The following is a 13200-nucleotide window of genomic DNA, read 5'->3' as shown; positions in this document are numbered from 1 at the left end:
TACAGTGGCGGTATGACGTGGACCGCGCCCGCGATCGAACTTCCGGAGCACTCGCGCCTGGGTGCCGAGCGTGCGCTGCTGAATTCGCTGCTCGAGCGCGGTCGCGCCATATTCCTGTGGAAATGTAGCGGGCTCAATGGAATTCACCTGGCCGCGCGTGCGGTGGAACCGTCGTCGATGTCGCTGCTCGGACTGATCCGGCACCTCTCCGAGGACGAACGCGGCTGGTTCCGCATCTGTGCGGCGGGGGAGAAGCTGGACTACATCTACTGCTCGGAATCCAATCCGGACGGCGATTTCGACGATGCGCTGCCCGAGTCGGCCGAGGACGATTACGAGCGCTATCTTGCCGAAATCGCCTTGGCGGACAAGGCGGTTGCCGAGCTTCCGCTGGATCTGGTCGTCGAGCATCCGGCGCGGCCGGGCCTGCGAGTCTCGGTGCGCTGGATCTACCTGCACATGATCGAGGAGTACGGCCGCCACGACGGGCACGCTGACCTGCTGCGGGAACGCATCGACGGTGCGACCGGGTATCAGGCGCCGTTCGACAACAAAGCGTCCTGAGATCGATTGGACGGCTGCGGTGTTCGACGAAGGGGATGTCGAACACCGCACCCGCACCGCAAAGGATAGCGCCAACTTCCAAGATCGTCAGGTCCTGATTCACCGGAAGTTTTTCGGACCTGGCGCTGAAATTTACTTGGGGGCAGTCTGTTTCGCCGCCAGCACGGCCGGGTAGGCGGCGGCGACGGCTACCAGCCAGCGCAGTTCGCCTTCGAAGGACGGATGCTCGGGCTCCCGGAACCGCTCTCCGGATCCGGTCGCGCCGCCACCCGCGCGATGGGCGCGCACCGCAGCCGCAATGCGGGCCGCTTCGACTGTCGCCGCCCGCTTTTCGCCGGTGACACCCAGTTCCGTGGCCAGCAGCTCGGCCGCCGCCGTCACCTCGGCGGTGAGCTGCGGCTGCAGAATGAGCAGCGCATCGCGGATCTCGATCACACTGCGGTACACGCGATCCCGGCCCACGCGCGGGGTCCCGGCGGTGGTCTCGGCGATCTCCGGAATCGCCTCGCGCAGCGCCGACAGCAGCGGGCGCAGGCGGGGGAGGGCCCGCGCGTGCTCGTAGGTGCGGATCATGCTCGGAATCGCCGCCGGGCACAGATATCCGATGAGCATGACCGCCGCGCCGAGACTGGCGAAGGCCGGGGCGATCTCGGTATTCAGCTTGTGCGCGGGGATATCGAGCCAGCTGCACGTGATGGCAATGGTCTTGCCGATGCTGTAGCCGATCGCGATGGCCGACCCGACCACCAGCAGCCGCAGGCCGCGCCGCAGCCACAGCTGGTCGCGCACCTGCGGAATCCAGCCGCGGCACAGCACGATAATGCGTGCCAGACCGAGCGTGTAGGCCAGCAGGTAGATGCCCAGGAAGGCGTCGACCAGCGGCTCGGTCGCGTAGTGATGGTCGAAGTCGGTGGGGTGGATGCCGTCGTGCACCGGGGCCGCGAAGAACAGCGCGGCCATGACGATCACCACCGCGGTGTTCACGGCCATCACCGCGCGGCCGCTCAATCGCGGCTTGCCGGTAGCCGGGTCCAGCAGGTACGCCGTCCACACCAGCTGCGACAGCACGGCGGTGGCGACCGCGCTGTAGACGATGAGCGAGGCCAGATTGTCAACGCCGCTGGTCTCGCCGATCCAGGTGTAGATCTGCGGCACCGCCGCTTCGAAACCGATTGCGGCACAGAGAATCGCGACGGCAACCGCCCACTTGGCGGGGCTGTGCGGCGCCCGGGCGGCCAGCACCAGCCGCCAGGCGAACGCGAAAACGGCGAGGGCGCCGATACTTCCGTAGAGAATGGCGAACGGCACGGTGATCAGTCGAGTCCTGGTCCGAGGGTGTCGAGCAGGTTGCGCACATCGGCGGGAGCGGTCTCCGGCAGCACCCACTCCGCGTGCGGTGCGGAACTGGAGATGTGATGTGCCATGAGCAGATCCGCGATGTGCTCGGCCTCCTGCTCGTCGCGTTCGGAGGAGCAGCTGCGGCCCAGCATGCGCCGCACCACGGCCGGATCGATATTCGGGGCGAGCAGACGCAGCGCGTCCTGCCCGGTCATGACCACGGTCTCGTGCCCGGCCAGCAGATGCCCGAACTCGTGGCAGACAATGTGATCCTGGTGCAGTGTCGTCGTATTGCGCTGGTAGGCAATGAAATCGATGTCGCGGGTGACCAGCAGGCCGCCGGACAGGCCGGTCACCGGCAGCGGTTCCGCGCGCAGGCGCAGCGGCCGTCCCCGCCGGTGCGCCAGAGCCTCCGCCAGCCGCGCCACCGGGAATCGTCCCGGCAGGCCCAGCCCGCGCAGCTCCCGGCGCAGGCGCCGATGATCCATCACCGTCCTACCCCCAGGGCCTTCCCAGCGCGTGATCCGCATGTGTCACTCGTCTTCGGCGCGTTGCTCGGCTTCGATCCGCTGCAGCACATCGAACATCGCCACTATCGCCTCGGCCCGCACGATACCCTGTGCGAGGCCGTCGCGGAGGACGAGTTCCAGGGCAGCCGAATCGCCTTTTCCCTTGAGCGCGTTGACAAGTGACAGTTCACGGCCGCGCTCCTCGGCGAGCTGCGGATTGGTGAGCGGGTCGAGGCTGTCCAGCCCGAAGTAGGCGCGCAGCGCGTCCAGGGTCTCGAACGACGGATTGACCGTCTGCCCGGTGCGCAGTTTCCACAGGTAGTTGGCGGACAGCGTGGCGCCGATGGACCGGTGAATATCCTCGGCGAGGGCCCGGTGAGTGATCTCCACCCGCTGGTCGTCGCGTTCGGCCGGCGGATGCATGGCGTCGATCAGCGTGTTCAGCGCACGCGTGAACGGATGCTGTTGTGTGGCAACCATTCCGATCTTGTCTCCTGCAGTTGACAGGCGCTGTGAGCGCGATCATATACTCGTTCCGACTTCACGACCATTCGCCCGCGTCGTCGCTCCCGAAGGGGAGGGCGGCGGCGCATCCGGCGCAGGGCCATGAAGCGGGATGGGGCGACCAGAGTCGTTCGCCCCATCACAGTTTCTCTCACGTCACCAGCACCGGCAGTGTGAGCGGGCCGCGATGGCGGAAACCGGATCGCCAAGTGAGCGTGTCGTTCCCGGCTGTCACCCGCAGGTCCGGCCAGCGCCGCAACGCCTGCTCCAGCACGGCCGCCGCGATCGGATGCACCAGGCCGGTGCCGACGCAGGCGTGCATCCCGTGCCCGAGCGCCAGATGCGGATTGTGCGCGCGCCGCACCTCCAGTTCCGCTGCGCGCTCGAAGATTTCATCGTCGTGATTGGCCGCGGCCAGGCACAGCAGCACGGTCTCCCCGGCGGCGATCTTCGCCCCGCCGATCTCCATGTCGCACACCGCGAATCGCGGCCCCGCCAGCACTTGCGGTGACAGATACCGCAGCAGCTCGTCCACCGCCGAGCGCCGGTCCGGCATCGCCAGAAACGCGTCCCGCTGCTCCGGCCGCGCCGAAAGCTCCAGCACCGCACCGGAAACGAGGTCCACCACCACCTCGTACCAGACGAACAGCAGATAGAACAGCAACCCGGTGAGCTCTCCATCGCTCAATCGCCCGTCGCTCAGCCGGCCCAGCATCGTCGCCCCGGACTCCTGCTGCCCGAAGGTCTTGGCCCCCTCCAGAATCCGCCCCATCATGCCGATGGTGTCCCGCGCCCGCGGCGCGGCCCCGGCTCGCAGGGTGGTATTCGCCCACTCCGCCAGCAGTTCCCGCTCACCCTCCGGCAGCCCGAGCAGTTCCCCCAGCACCAGCGCCGGAATCGGCACCGCCACCCGCTCCACGAAATCGAATGCGGCGGCCCCGTCCAGCGCATCCCAGCCCGCTGTAATCGCCTGCGTCGCTTCCTCGGTCCACTGCCGCAACCGCCGGGGTTGCAGCTCACCCGCCACCGCACCGCGCAGCCGCCCGAGCACATCCGCCTCACTGCTCTGGAACACATCCAGCGGCGCGGGCACCGCGAACCCCCGATAGTCCTGGCCCCGGGCGTGCACGAGATTCGTCGACAACCGCTCGTCCCCGAGCCCCGCCCGCACATCCCGATACCGTGTCACCAGCCACGCCGGCGGCCCATCCGGCGTCCGCACCCGATGCACCCCACCGTCTGCCCGCAACTCCCGCAGCGCATCCCATGGATCCCGTGCGAACCCCTCATCGAAAAGCGTCACCACGCCCGCCATCATCCCCCGGCGTTCCGGCCGGTGTGGTGCGCTGCCCGGTATGTTTCCGCAATCCCGCTGTGCCCCATCGGATTGCGCCCACAATCGACCCATGGACATCAGCGACTTCCTGGCCCGAAAGCTCGCCCGCCGCTTCCAGACCTTCGACTTCGACGGTGACGGTCGCATCGAACGCTCCGATTTCGAATCCTCCGCCGCCGCCCTGGCCGCCGAATTCGGCCACGGCCCCGACTCCCCGGCCCGCAAACACCTGCTCGACCTGAGCCTCGCCCTATGGGACCACCTGGTCACCGTCGCCGACGCGAATGCCGACGGCGTCATCACCCTCCCCGAATACCAGCGGGCCTTCGCCGACGGCCTGCTCGTCACCGAGGCCACCTTCGAACGCGGCTACCGCCCCTTCCTGGAAGCCATCACCGCCATCGCCGACACCGACGCCGACGGCAACCTCACCGTCACCGACCACATCCGCTGGACCGGCGCCCTCATGCACCTCCCCGAATCCGACGCCCGCGCCATCCACCACCGCCTCGACACCGACCACGACGGCTACATCACCGCCGACGACCTCCTGCAAGCCATCCACGACTACTACTTCGACGAAACCCCCACCGGACCGGGCGCTTGGCTCCTCGGCCCCCTCCCCGACTGACCCCTACAACTCGATCCAATACCGCCGCACCACACCGTGTTCGGTGTCCTGCTCGCGCTCCAGCACGCCCCCATTCCGCTCGATGGTCATGGCCGAAGCCGCATTCCCCGCCTCGCACACCAGCAGCACCCGCCCCAGCCCGATCCCCCTGGCCTCCCCGAGCATCTCCCGCAGCGCCCACGTGGCCACCCCGCGCCTGCGCGCCGAAGGCCGCACCCCATACCCGATATGTCCGTACCGATTGTCCCTGTGCCGCAACGCGATCCCACCCAGCACCCGCCCGTCCTCGACAATCCACCGATAGGTGCACCGCCCCCCACCCTCCTCCGACCGATCCTCCTCCCACCGCAATCGCCCCACCCACATCCCGAACCCCACCGCCGACTCCACCTCATCGGCGGCCCGCAACCCGAACCCATCCTCATGCAACCCCGGCCCCCACTCCGCCCGCGCCTCCAGCCACGCCCGATGCAGCCGAACCGTGGGCACAACCAGTTCACGCATCTCGCCTCACCAGCGGTAGTAGGAGGTCGCCGCAGACCAGTGGCGCGGCGGGCCTTGCTCGCGGCAGTTCGACCGTACTCGGCAAGCTGCCCGGCCGCGGCCTCGCCGGGAATACGGCAGCGGCGTAACGCAGCGGAACGGATTGCCGAAGTGGTGGTGACTGCCGTGTGGCTGTTGCCTGCGGCGAGGAATTCAGCACCTGCGTTTTTCGTGCACTTGGCTAACATCTGACGGGTTTGCACTATGCGCTCGGTCGTTTGCGCGGCCGGGCGGTTCGGAGGTGGGCGGATGAGGCAGATTCTGTTCGCGGTGATGTTCGCGCTAGCGGTGTCGATCACGCTGACGCCGGTGCTGGTGCGGGTTTTCACCAAGAAGCGGCTGGGGCAGGAGATTCGGGCGGAGGGGCCCGGAAGTCATCAGACCAAGCGGGGGACGCCCACCATGGGCGGGATCGCGATTGTCGCGGGGATGTGGGCGGGGTATCTGGGGTCGCATCTGCTGGGGTTGCGGTACGACGCGCCGGGGGTGACCGCGTCGGGGCTGCTGGTGCTGGGGCTGGCTACCGCGCTCGGGGTGGTGGGGTTTCTGGACGACTTCATCAAACTGCACAAACGGCGCAATCTGGGGCTCACGGCGACCGGGAAGTACATCGGACAGCTGAGTGCCGCAGTCATTTTCGGGGTGCTGGCACTGCGCTTTCCGGACAGTACCGGGCTCACGCCGGCCAGCCGTCACCTCTCGATCGTGCGGGATATCTGGCTGTCGTTCATTCCGATCCTGTTCATCGTGTTCGTCTGCTTCCTCGTGGTGGCATGGTCGAACGCGGTCAATATCACCGACGGTCTCGACGGCCTCGCCGCCGGATCGGTCGCCCTCACCCTGGGCGCGTACGTGCTGATCACCTTCTGGCAGTACACCAATGCCTGCGCCACCCGCCCCGGCGTCGGCTGCTACAGCGTCCGCGACCCCCTCGACCTGGCCCTCGTCTGCGCCTCCGCAGCTGCGGCCTGCATCGGGTTCCTGTGGTGGAACGCCGCACCCGCCAAGATCTTCATGGGCGACACCGGCTCCCTGGCCCTGGGCGGCCTGCTCGCCGGCCTGTCCATCACCACCCGCACCGAAGTCCTCATGGCCGTCATCGGCGCTCTCTTCTGCACGGAGATCCTCTCCGTCTTCCTCCAGATCGCCGTTTTCAAAACCCGCCGCACCCGCCTGTTCAAGATGGCCCCCTTCCACCACCACTTCGAACTGAGCAGCTGGCCCGAAACCACGGTCACCATCCGCTTCTGGCTCCTGGCGGGCATTTCCGCCGCCGTCGGCCTGATGCTGTTCTACGGCGAGCACCTATCCCTCACCGACCACCTCTGAGCCCGCGTGGACGAGCCCCGCGCACGACCACTGCTGTTCCTGACTCTCGTTGCGGCACTGTCGATTCCGTTGTATGTGCTGGGCGCGCTCTCGGGCGGATTGCGGATCGGCGGTCTGACGCTGCCCAGTAGCGCGGCGATCCTGCTGCTGCCCAGCGCCGTCGCGGTCGGGCTGACTTGGCGGGACAGCGGGGGAGCAGCGGTGTCGGCTCTGCTTCGGCGGGTGGTGGATCGGCCGCGCGCCGCAATGCGCTGGTACCTGTCGGCTGTACTGCTCATGCCCGCGATCGGATCGGTGTCGTACCTGCTGCTGCGGTGGACCGGGCAGGTGGAATCCGGCTTACCCCTGGCATTGCTCGCGGCCCCGGCGGTGATCGTGGTGTTCCTCCTGGCCTCGGCCAGTGAGGAATTGGGCTGGACCGCCTACGCCACCGACCCGCTGCAGCGGCGATTCGGGGCGCTCGCCACCGGCCTCGGGCTCGGATGTTATTGGGCGGCATGGCATCTGGTGGGATGGTCGCAGGCCGGGCACTCGGCGGCATGGATCGCGGGCTGGGCGCTCGTCACGATCGCCGCCCGGGTCCTCATCGTCTGGCTGCACAACCGCACCGGTCATGGCGTGACGACCGCGATCCTGCTGCACGCCACCCTGAACATCGTCTCCGCCTACATGCCGGACCTGGACAAGCCGGTCACCACGATCACCATCGGCGTAGTGACCGCCGTCGTCGCCACCGTCACGCTCGCTGGGTCGTCTCTCCCGCCGAGTTTCAGGCGATACCCATGGCGGCGGTGATCTTCCGAGCCATCTCGGCGGCGACCGGTGTGGGGTTGCTACCGGTGGCGGCGGCGATGGCGAACAGCACGGTATTGCGGAAGTTGCCCGCTTCGGCCGGATCCGTCTGCTCGAGCAGTGCCACGGCGTCGGCCAGAGCCGGGAACACCTGATCCGCGAGTTCCGCGACCGACTTCCCGGTCAGCTTGATGTCCTTGGACTTCGCCGCCAGCACATGACCGACCAAGCCGGTGGCCGAAGTCAACGCCACGGTGCCGGCCGCGGCGGCCCTGTGCGACTTCACATCGGCGGCGGCAACCAGCGAGACCGCGCCGTAAGCGGCGGTGCGGACGACGGTCATGTTCTCGGCGGAGAGCGTGATCGACATGGTGTGTACTCCTTCAGTTTCGGTGTGCAGCAACCGGATCGGTCCCGGCCGCTTCGTTCGATGAACACACCTTGACCGCGCCGCCTGACACCGACCTGACATCACCCTGACGAGTCACTGACACGGCACTCGATCAGGACGGCGGACCGGCGCCGGTGTGGTGGGGTGAGCACCACCGGAAAGTGGGGTGTTTGCCTGGTGGGGTGTTGCCCGCGATTTTCGTAGCGTGATCGAAACCGGATGGAAGGGATCGAGTTGCGCGGTACAGGGAATCATCGGAGGTTGGCATTCGCGGTGGTCGCTGGAACGTTGCTGGTCTGCAGTGCGGCGTGCGCTTCCACTGCTGCCGATCGGACGGTCATCGGTGCGGCCGGGCAGGCGGAGGTGGCTGCCGGGCTGAACCAGCTGGTCGCCGGGGACCGGCTGCCTGGCGCGCAGGTGGTGGTCAGTGCGCACGGGCGGGTACTGCGGATGAGCGCGGGGGCGGGTGATCTCGAGCGGAGGACGCCGTTTCCGGACGACGCTCGCGTGCGGATCGGCAGTAATACCAAGACCTTCGTGGCGACGGTCATGCTGCAGCTGGCAGGGGAGGGGAAGGTGGAATTGGATGCGCCGGTGGAGCGGTATCTGCCGGGGGTGGTTCAGGGACCGGGGATCGACGGGCGTCGGATCACCATTCGAAATCTGTTGCAGCACACCAGCGGACTGCCCGAGTATGCGGCGGAGTTCGGGGCGGACCCGCGGCCCGGGCAGGTCGACATGTCCACCGAGCAGGCGCGGTGGAGCCGGGCGGATGTGGCCGAGGTGGTGCGCAATGTGCTGACCGCGCCCGCTGATTTCGAGCCCGGCGCACGGTGGGCGTACAGCAATACCAACTACGCGGTCGCGGGGATGGTGATCGAGAAGGTGACCGGCGGCTCGCTGGGCGCGGAGATCATGCGGCGCATTATCGAGCCGCTCGGGCTGCACGACACCTACTATCCGGATCCGGACGAGACCGCGATCCGCGGCTCACATCCGCTGGGCTACAAGGACATCGACGGCCGGCTGGTCGATTACACGGATCAGAATGTGTCCTTGGCCGGAGCTGCCGGAGCCATGGTGTCGACGGGCGCGGATCTGAATCGGTTCTTCACCGTGCTGCTGGCCGGGGAGCTGCTGCCGCCCGCTCAGCTGGCGGAGATGAAAACGACTGTGCCCCTCGATGCTTCGGACAGCACGCTGGGATACGGCCTCGGCCTCCTGCGCACTCGGCTGTCCTGCGGCAAGGACAGTTGGGGGCACGGCGGGGATATCGATGGATTCGAGACGCGTGGCGGCGTCACCGGTGACGGTCGATCGGCGACGGTGAGCGTCAATCAGGTTCCCGCGAACTCGCAGGGCACGGCCGATGTACTGCGGGTCGTCGACGCGGCCCTCTGCGCGGAGAACTGAAAACTTCTGTCTACAAACCGGTTTCGTGCGCCCAGGCCGCCACCTGGGTCCGTGAGGTGAAACCCAGCTTGGTGAGGATGTGCTCGACGTGGGTTTCGGCGGTGCGCACGGAGATGACCAGATCGGCGGCAATGCGCTTATTGCTGTGCCCGGCGGCCACCAGCCGGGCCACATCCCGCTCGCGGCGGGTGAGGACATTGGCTTCCCCGACCGCGGATGACTTGCGGGCGGCCGGTTTCGGAGCAGCCGGGGCGGGCGTCACCACGGCCGGGGCCGGGGTGCGGCGCAGTGCGTAATCGATCGCCTCTTCGAGCGGCAGGTTGGCCCCGGCGCCGAACGCGGCGCGGAAAGTGTCCTCGCCCAAGGCTTCTCGCACCTTCTCGCGTTCCTTGTCGCCCACCGCGATGGTGATGGTGTGTGCGAGCCGGATCGTGCTGCGCTGCAAGGACTCCGCCGCTCCGAGCAGACGGGCGGCACGATCGTGTTCGCCCTGGGCGGAGACCGTCCACGCCAGACCCTCGAAGGCCGAGGACAGCCACACACACCGCTCGAACAAGGCCAGCTGTTGAATCGCGCGCGTGTGGTAGCCGGTGGCGGCGTCGAGATCGCCCAGCCGCCAATGGTCCAGGCCCATGGTCCACAACGCGAGCCCGCCCAGCAGATGGGAGCCGGAAGCGGTGGTGATGGCCACGAAGTCCTTGGCGATCTCGCTCCGATCGGGTGCTTCCAGCAGGTGCGCGCACATGAAAGCGAATGCGTGACTGTCCATTTCGATCGCGCGCTGTCCGTGCGTGCGGGCCAGCTCGATCCCGCTGCGCGCCAGCTCGAGGGAATGCTCGCGATCCCCCTCGGCGAAGGCGAGCAGCGCTCGATCCAGCGCCACCTCGGGCAGGATGTCGGTATCGCCGAGCGCATCGATCAGCGTGAGACAGTGGGTGACCTGCCGCGCCGCCGAATCCCGATCGCCCAGCAGCGCGGCGAGCGACGCGGCCGACGACAGCGCCCGCGCCCGAGCCAGCGTCGGTTCCGGATTGTGCTGCAACGATTCAACGAGCCACCGGTACCCCTCGGACAGGAACCGGTGATGCTCCCAGAACGGCCGCAAGACCGTCACCGTCTCCATGGTGGCCAGCGGCTCGTCCACCATGCCCGAGCGCAGTGCCGCACGCAGATTCGCGTGCTCGCGCCCGAGATCCCGGAACCAGGCCACATCGTCGGCGGTCCAGTACGCGGTCTGCCCGCGCATGGCCAGCTGCCGGTAATAGATGCGATGTCGCGTCCGCACCCGCTGTTCGTCCCCGCGTTCGGCGAGCCGGTCGGCGGCGAACTGGCGGATGGGCTCGAGCATGGAATACCGCGCCTGCTCATCCTCGAAACGCAGCATCACCACGGATTTGTCCACCAGCCCGGTGAGCGCGTCGATGAGCGATGCGCCGCCGAGCTCGCAGACGGTCTCCGCGGCGTCGATGTCGAAGCCGCCCGCGAAGACCGAAAGCTGTTCCCACAGTTGCTGTTCGGCGGGCGTGCAGAGGTCGTAGCTCCAGCGGATCGCGCCCTCGATGGTCTGCTGCCGGTGCGGGGCCGTGCGCGGTCCGGCGCTGAGCAGTCCCATGGTGTCGTCGAGCCGGTCGAGAATCTGCTCGGGGGTGAACATGCGCAGTCGCAGCGCCGCGAGTTCCAGTGCCAGCGGCATGCCTTCGAGCCGACGGCAGATCTCTTCCAGTGCGGCATGATTCGCCGGTGTCGGCCGGAAGGCCGGATTGGCGGCGGTGGCGCGTTCGGTAAGCAGTTGCAGCGCATCGCTTTCCGCGTCGGCGTGCGGGTCCGGGACGGTGAGCGGCGGGACCGGCATCACCTGTTCGCCGGGGATGCCCAGCACCTCCCGGCTGGTGGCCAGCACCCGCACATCCGGCGTGGTGGCGATGATGCGGCCGACCAGCGCCGCACACGCCTCGATCAGATGCTCGCAGTTGTCCAGAATGAGCAGCAGCCGCTTGTCCGCCAGGAATTCGGTGAGCCGGGGCAGCGGGGCGGTGGATTCGTCGTGCAGGCTGAGCGTCTCGGCGACGCTCAGGGTGACCAGGTTCGGGTCGAGCACGTCGGCCAGTTCGACCAGCCAGACCCCGTCCGGGAACGCGCGGGCCACCAGTTGCCCGATCTGCCGGGACAGTCGGGTCTTGCCCATGCCGCCGGGGCCGAGCAGGGTCAGCACCCGGGTGGTGGGCAGCAGTCGCTTCGCGGTAGCCAGCTCATCGCGGCGGCCGACGAAACTGGTGACCTCCGCAGGAAGGTTTCCGGTGACACGCCGCGCCATGGCTCCCAACCTAGGCGATGAGCAGCTGTCCGGGCCAGCGCCGGTGCATAAAACCAGCTCGGGAGCGTGTGATAAGCCGGTGTGCCGCAACCGACAGTGCAGGGCGCGGCGAGCTGGGCGCACGCCGGTTGATTGTCCGGATTGTCCGGACTATTCATGCCGGTGATGCATTGGTTGATGTGTCCCCGCTATGGCCGCCGGACCCTGTCCGGCCCACTCGCTCGCCTAGACTCGGCAGCGTGCCGAAACCACGCCGCGCCCGGCTCGCCGACGTGCACGAGCTGGCCATGGGCATGCCGCACGTGACCGTCGAGCACGGGTCGATGGCCAATCCGATCTATCAGGTCGGCCGGAAATCGTTCATCTACTTCCGCACGCCGAGCAAGGACGCCTGCGATCCGGAAACCGGCGAACGGTACGACGACGTCATCATCTTCTGGGTGCCGTCCGAGGACGACAAGCTCGCGCTCACCCAGGATCCGGACTCGCCGTTCTTCACGACGCCGCACTTCAAGGGGCATCTGTCGGTGCTGGTGCGGGCCTCGCGGCTGGGCGAGTTGAGTGTGCGGGAACTGACCGAGGTCGTTGAGGACGCCTGGCTGTCGCGGGCGTCGGCGACGCGGGCGCGCAAATGGCTGGCCGAGAATCCGGCTCAGACGGTGTGAACGAGCGCCTCGCGGATGCGCTCGACAATGAGTCTTCGCGCGACCTTCCCTTCCGGGGTCGGCGTCAGCGGGTAGACGTGCAGTAGATCGCGCCCCTCGTGGTAGTCGACCTCCACCCCGGCCGCCCGCGCCTTGGCCACCAGCAGCTTGGTATCCGGATGCACGATGTCGCGGGTGCCGCAGAAGATGGTGAGCGGGCCCAGGCCCGGCAGATCCGCGGCCAGCGGACTCACCAGCGGATCATCCACCGGCAGGTCGCCGCGCCAGTATTCGATGAACACCCGCGCGCCCGCCTTGCCCAGCCACGGATCACTGGGCTGCACCACGTCGATCTCCGGATTGCGCAGCGACTGATCCAGCGCGGGCGAAATCAGTACGGTGCGAGGCAGTTTCAGCTGCTGCTCGTCGCGCAGCAGCACCGCTGCCGACAACGTGATCTGCCCGCCCGCGGAATCCCCGGCCAGGCAGGCCGCGCCGTAGCGAGCGACATTGTCCGCCACCAGTTTCGCCATGGCGGGCACGACCTGGCCCGCGGTCCCGAACGGGATCAGCGGATAGACGGGCACGGTCACGGTGGTCGCGGCCCGCGCGGCGATATCGGCCGCCAAAGCCCAATGCTGCGGCTTGATCTCATTGACCCAGCCACCGCCGTGGATGTACACGACGCTGCCGCTCGTGCGGCCCGAGCGCGGGGTCAGCGTGTAGACCGGGAATCCGGCCTCCCGGCTCACCTCGATCGCGATATCCGAGCGCAGCCGGCGGGGCGGGGCGTACGGCTGTGGCCGGATGCTGTTCTCGCGCACATGCGCCCGCGCGCGTTCGGTGTCGATATAGGCCCGATTGGCTCGGGTCACCCGGAGATAACCCGGCA

14 protein-coding genes are annotated in these 13200 nt (G+C 67.9%); 6 read left to right on the top strand and 8 right to left on the bottom strand.

Going from position 1 to position 13200, the window contains the following annotated elements; translation table 11 throughout:
- Window positions 1–12: 12 nt before the first annotated feature.
- Window positions 13–564 carry a DinB family protein gene (locus H0264_RS34340; protein WP_181581388.1) on the top strand — a complete coding sequence of 184 codons (552 nt, stop codon included), beginning with the start codon at window positions 13–15 and terminating at the stop codon, window positions 562–564.
- Window positions 565–696: 132 nt separating this feature from the next.
- On the opposite strand, the gene H0264_RS34335 is transcribed toward H0264_RS34340, so the two are convergent.
- The 4 genes from H0264_RS34335 to H0264_RS34320 form a co-directional block, all read right to left on the bottom strand.
- Window positions 697–1872, bottom strand: coding sequence for an MAB_1171c family putative transporter (locus tag H0264_RS34335; RefSeq protein ID WP_181581387.1), 1176 nt, complete (start codon window positions 1870–1872; stop codon window positions 697–699).
- A 5-nt stretch (window positions 1873–1877) separates the two neighbouring features.
- A complete protein-coding gene (locus H0264_RS34330) occupies window positions 1878–2390 on the bottom strand; it encodes a hypothetical protein (RefSeq protein WP_181581386.1) in 513 nt (170 codons plus the stop codon).
- A gap of 45 nt (window positions 2391–2435) precedes the next feature.
- Complete coding sequence (locus tag H0264_RS34325) at window positions 2436–2891, bottom strand: hypothetical protein (RefSeq protein WP_181581385.1); 456 nt, start codon at window positions 2889–2891, stop codon at window positions 2436–2438.
- Between the two features lie 175 nt (window positions 2892–3066).
- Window positions 3067–4329, bottom strand: a complete 1263-nt coding sequence (locus H0264_RS34320) for a cytochrome P450 (protein WP_181581384.1) — start codon at window positions 4327–4329, stop codon at window positions 3067–3069.
- On the opposite strand from H0264_RS34320, the gene H0264_RS34315 reads away from it, so the two are divergent.
- Window positions 4322–4882 (top strand): EF-hand domain-containing protein, encoded by a 561-nt coding sequence (locus H0264_RS34315; protein ID WP_181581383.1) that lies wholly within the window; start codon window positions 4322–4324, stop codon window positions 4880–4882. The two genes, H0264_RS34320 and H0264_RS34315, sit on opposite strands and share 8 nt — an antisense overlap.
- A gap of 3 nt (window positions 4883–4885) precedes the next feature.
- On the opposite strand, the gene H0264_RS34310 is transcribed toward H0264_RS34315, so the two are convergent.
- Entirely contained in the window at window positions 4886–5386 is a 501-nt protein-coding gene (locus H0264_RS34310) for a GNAT family N-acetyltransferase (protein ID WP_181581382.1), read from the bottom strand.
- Between the two features lie 288 nt (window positions 5387–5674).
- Between H0264_RS34310 and mraY the strand changes: the two genes are divergently transcribed.
- Window positions 5675–6754, top strand: coding sequence for a phospho-N-acetylmuramoyl-pentapeptide-transferase (gene mraY / locus H0264_RS34305; protein ID WP_181581381.1), 1080 nt, complete (start codon window positions 5675–5677; stop codon window positions 6752–6754).
- A 6-nt stretch (window positions 6755–6760) separates the two neighbouring features.
- On the top strand, window positions 6761–7549 hold the full coding sequence (locus tag H0264_RS34300; RefSeq protein ID WP_181581380.1) for a CPBP family intramembrane glutamic endopeptidase: 789 nt from the start codon (window positions 6761–6763) through the stop codon (window positions 7547–7549).
- Here H0264_RS34300 and H0264_RS34295 read toward each other — a convergent pair.
- On the bottom strand, window positions 7524–7916 hold the full coding sequence (locus H0264_RS34295; protein WP_181581379.1) for a hypothetical protein: 393 nt from the start codon (window positions 7914–7916) through the stop codon (window positions 7524–7526). The genes H0264_RS34300 and H0264_RS34295 overlap by 26 nt on opposite strands.
- 282 nt (window positions 7917–8198) lie before the next feature.
- Between H0264_RS34295 and H0264_RS34290 the strand changes: the two genes are divergently transcribed.
- The gene (locus H0264_RS34290; protein WP_220139897.1) at window positions 8199–9350 is read left to right on the top strand and encodes a serine hydrolase domain-containing protein; all 1152 of its coding nucleotides are present in this window, start codon (window positions 8199–8201) and stop codon (window positions 9348–9350) included.
- 10 nt (window positions 9351–9360) lie between these two features.
- Here the strand turns inward: H0264_RS34290 and H0264_RS34285 are convergent, their stop codons facing one another.
- Window positions 9361–11664 carry an ATP-binding protein gene (locus H0264_RS34285; RefSeq protein WP_181581377.1) on the bottom strand — a complete coding sequence of 768 codons (2304 nt, stop codon included), beginning with the start codon at window positions 11662–11664 and terminating at the stop codon, window positions 9361–9363.
- 287 nt (window positions 11665–11951) lie between these two features.
- On the opposite strand from H0264_RS34285, the gene H0264_RS34280 reads away from it, so the two are divergent.
- Entirely contained in the window at window positions 11952–12329 is a 378-nt protein-coding gene (locus H0264_RS34280; RefSeq protein ID WP_181586047.1) for an MmcQ/YjbR family DNA-binding protein, read from the top strand.
- Here H0264_RS34280 and H0264_RS34275 read toward each other — a convergent pair.
- Window positions 12317–13183, bottom strand: a complete 867-nt coding sequence (locus H0264_RS34275) for an alpha/beta hydrolase fold domain-containing protein (protein ID WP_244976034.1) — start codon at window positions 13181–13183, stop codon at window positions 12317–12319. The genes H0264_RS34280 and H0264_RS34275 overlap by 13 nt on opposite strands.
- Window positions 13184–13200: the final 17 nt, after the last annotated feature.

Source organism: Nocardia huaxiensis, from assembly GCF_013744875.1.
Lineage (GTDB): Bacteria > Actinomycetota > Actinomycetes > Mycobacteriales > Mycobacteriaceae > Nocardia > Nocardia huaxiensis.
Note: the sequence above shows the minus strand (reverse complement) of the source record. Positions and strands in the feature narration are given on the sequence as shown.

Coding starts and splice junctions, on each gene's coding strand:
- mraY (WP_181581381.1), top strand. CDS start 5,675: ATGAGGCAGATTCTGTTCGCGGTGATGTTCGCGCTAGCGGTGTCGATC.
- H0264_RS34320 (WP_181581384.1), bottom strand. CDS start 4,329: ATGTCCATGGGTCGATTGTGGGCGCAATCCGATGGGGCACAGCGGGAT.
- H0264_RS34330 (WP_181581386.1), bottom strand. CDS start 2,390: ATGGATCATCGGCGCCTGCGCCGGGAGCTGCGCGGGCTGGGCCTGCCG.
- H0264_RS34295 (WP_181581379.1), bottom strand. CDS start 7,916: ATGTCGATCACGCTCTCCGCCGAGAACATGACCGTCGTCCGCACCGCC.
- H0264_RS34325 (WP_181581385.1), bottom strand. CDS start 2,891: ATGGTTGCCACACAACAGCATCCGTTCACGCGTGCGCTGAACACGCTG.
- H0264_RS34310 (WP_181581382.1), bottom strand. CDS start 5,386: ATGCGTGAACTGGTTGTGCCCACGGTTCGGCTGCATCGGGCGTGGCTG.
- H0264_RS34280 (WP_181586047.1), top strand. CDS start 11,952: ATGGGCATGCCGCACGTGACCGTCGAGCACGGGTCGATGGCCAATCCG.
- H0264_RS34285 (WP_181581377.1), bottom strand. CDS start 11,664: ATGGCGCGGCGTGTCACCGGAAACCTTCCTGCGGAGGTCACCAGTTTC.
- H0264_RS34315 (WP_181581383.1), top strand. CDS start 4,322: ATGGACATCAGCGACTTCCTGGCCCGAAAGCTCGCCCGCCGCTTCCAG.
- H0264_RS34340 (WP_181581388.1), top strand. CDS start 13: ATGACGTGGACCGCGCCCGCGATCGAACTTCCGGAGCACTCGCGCCTG.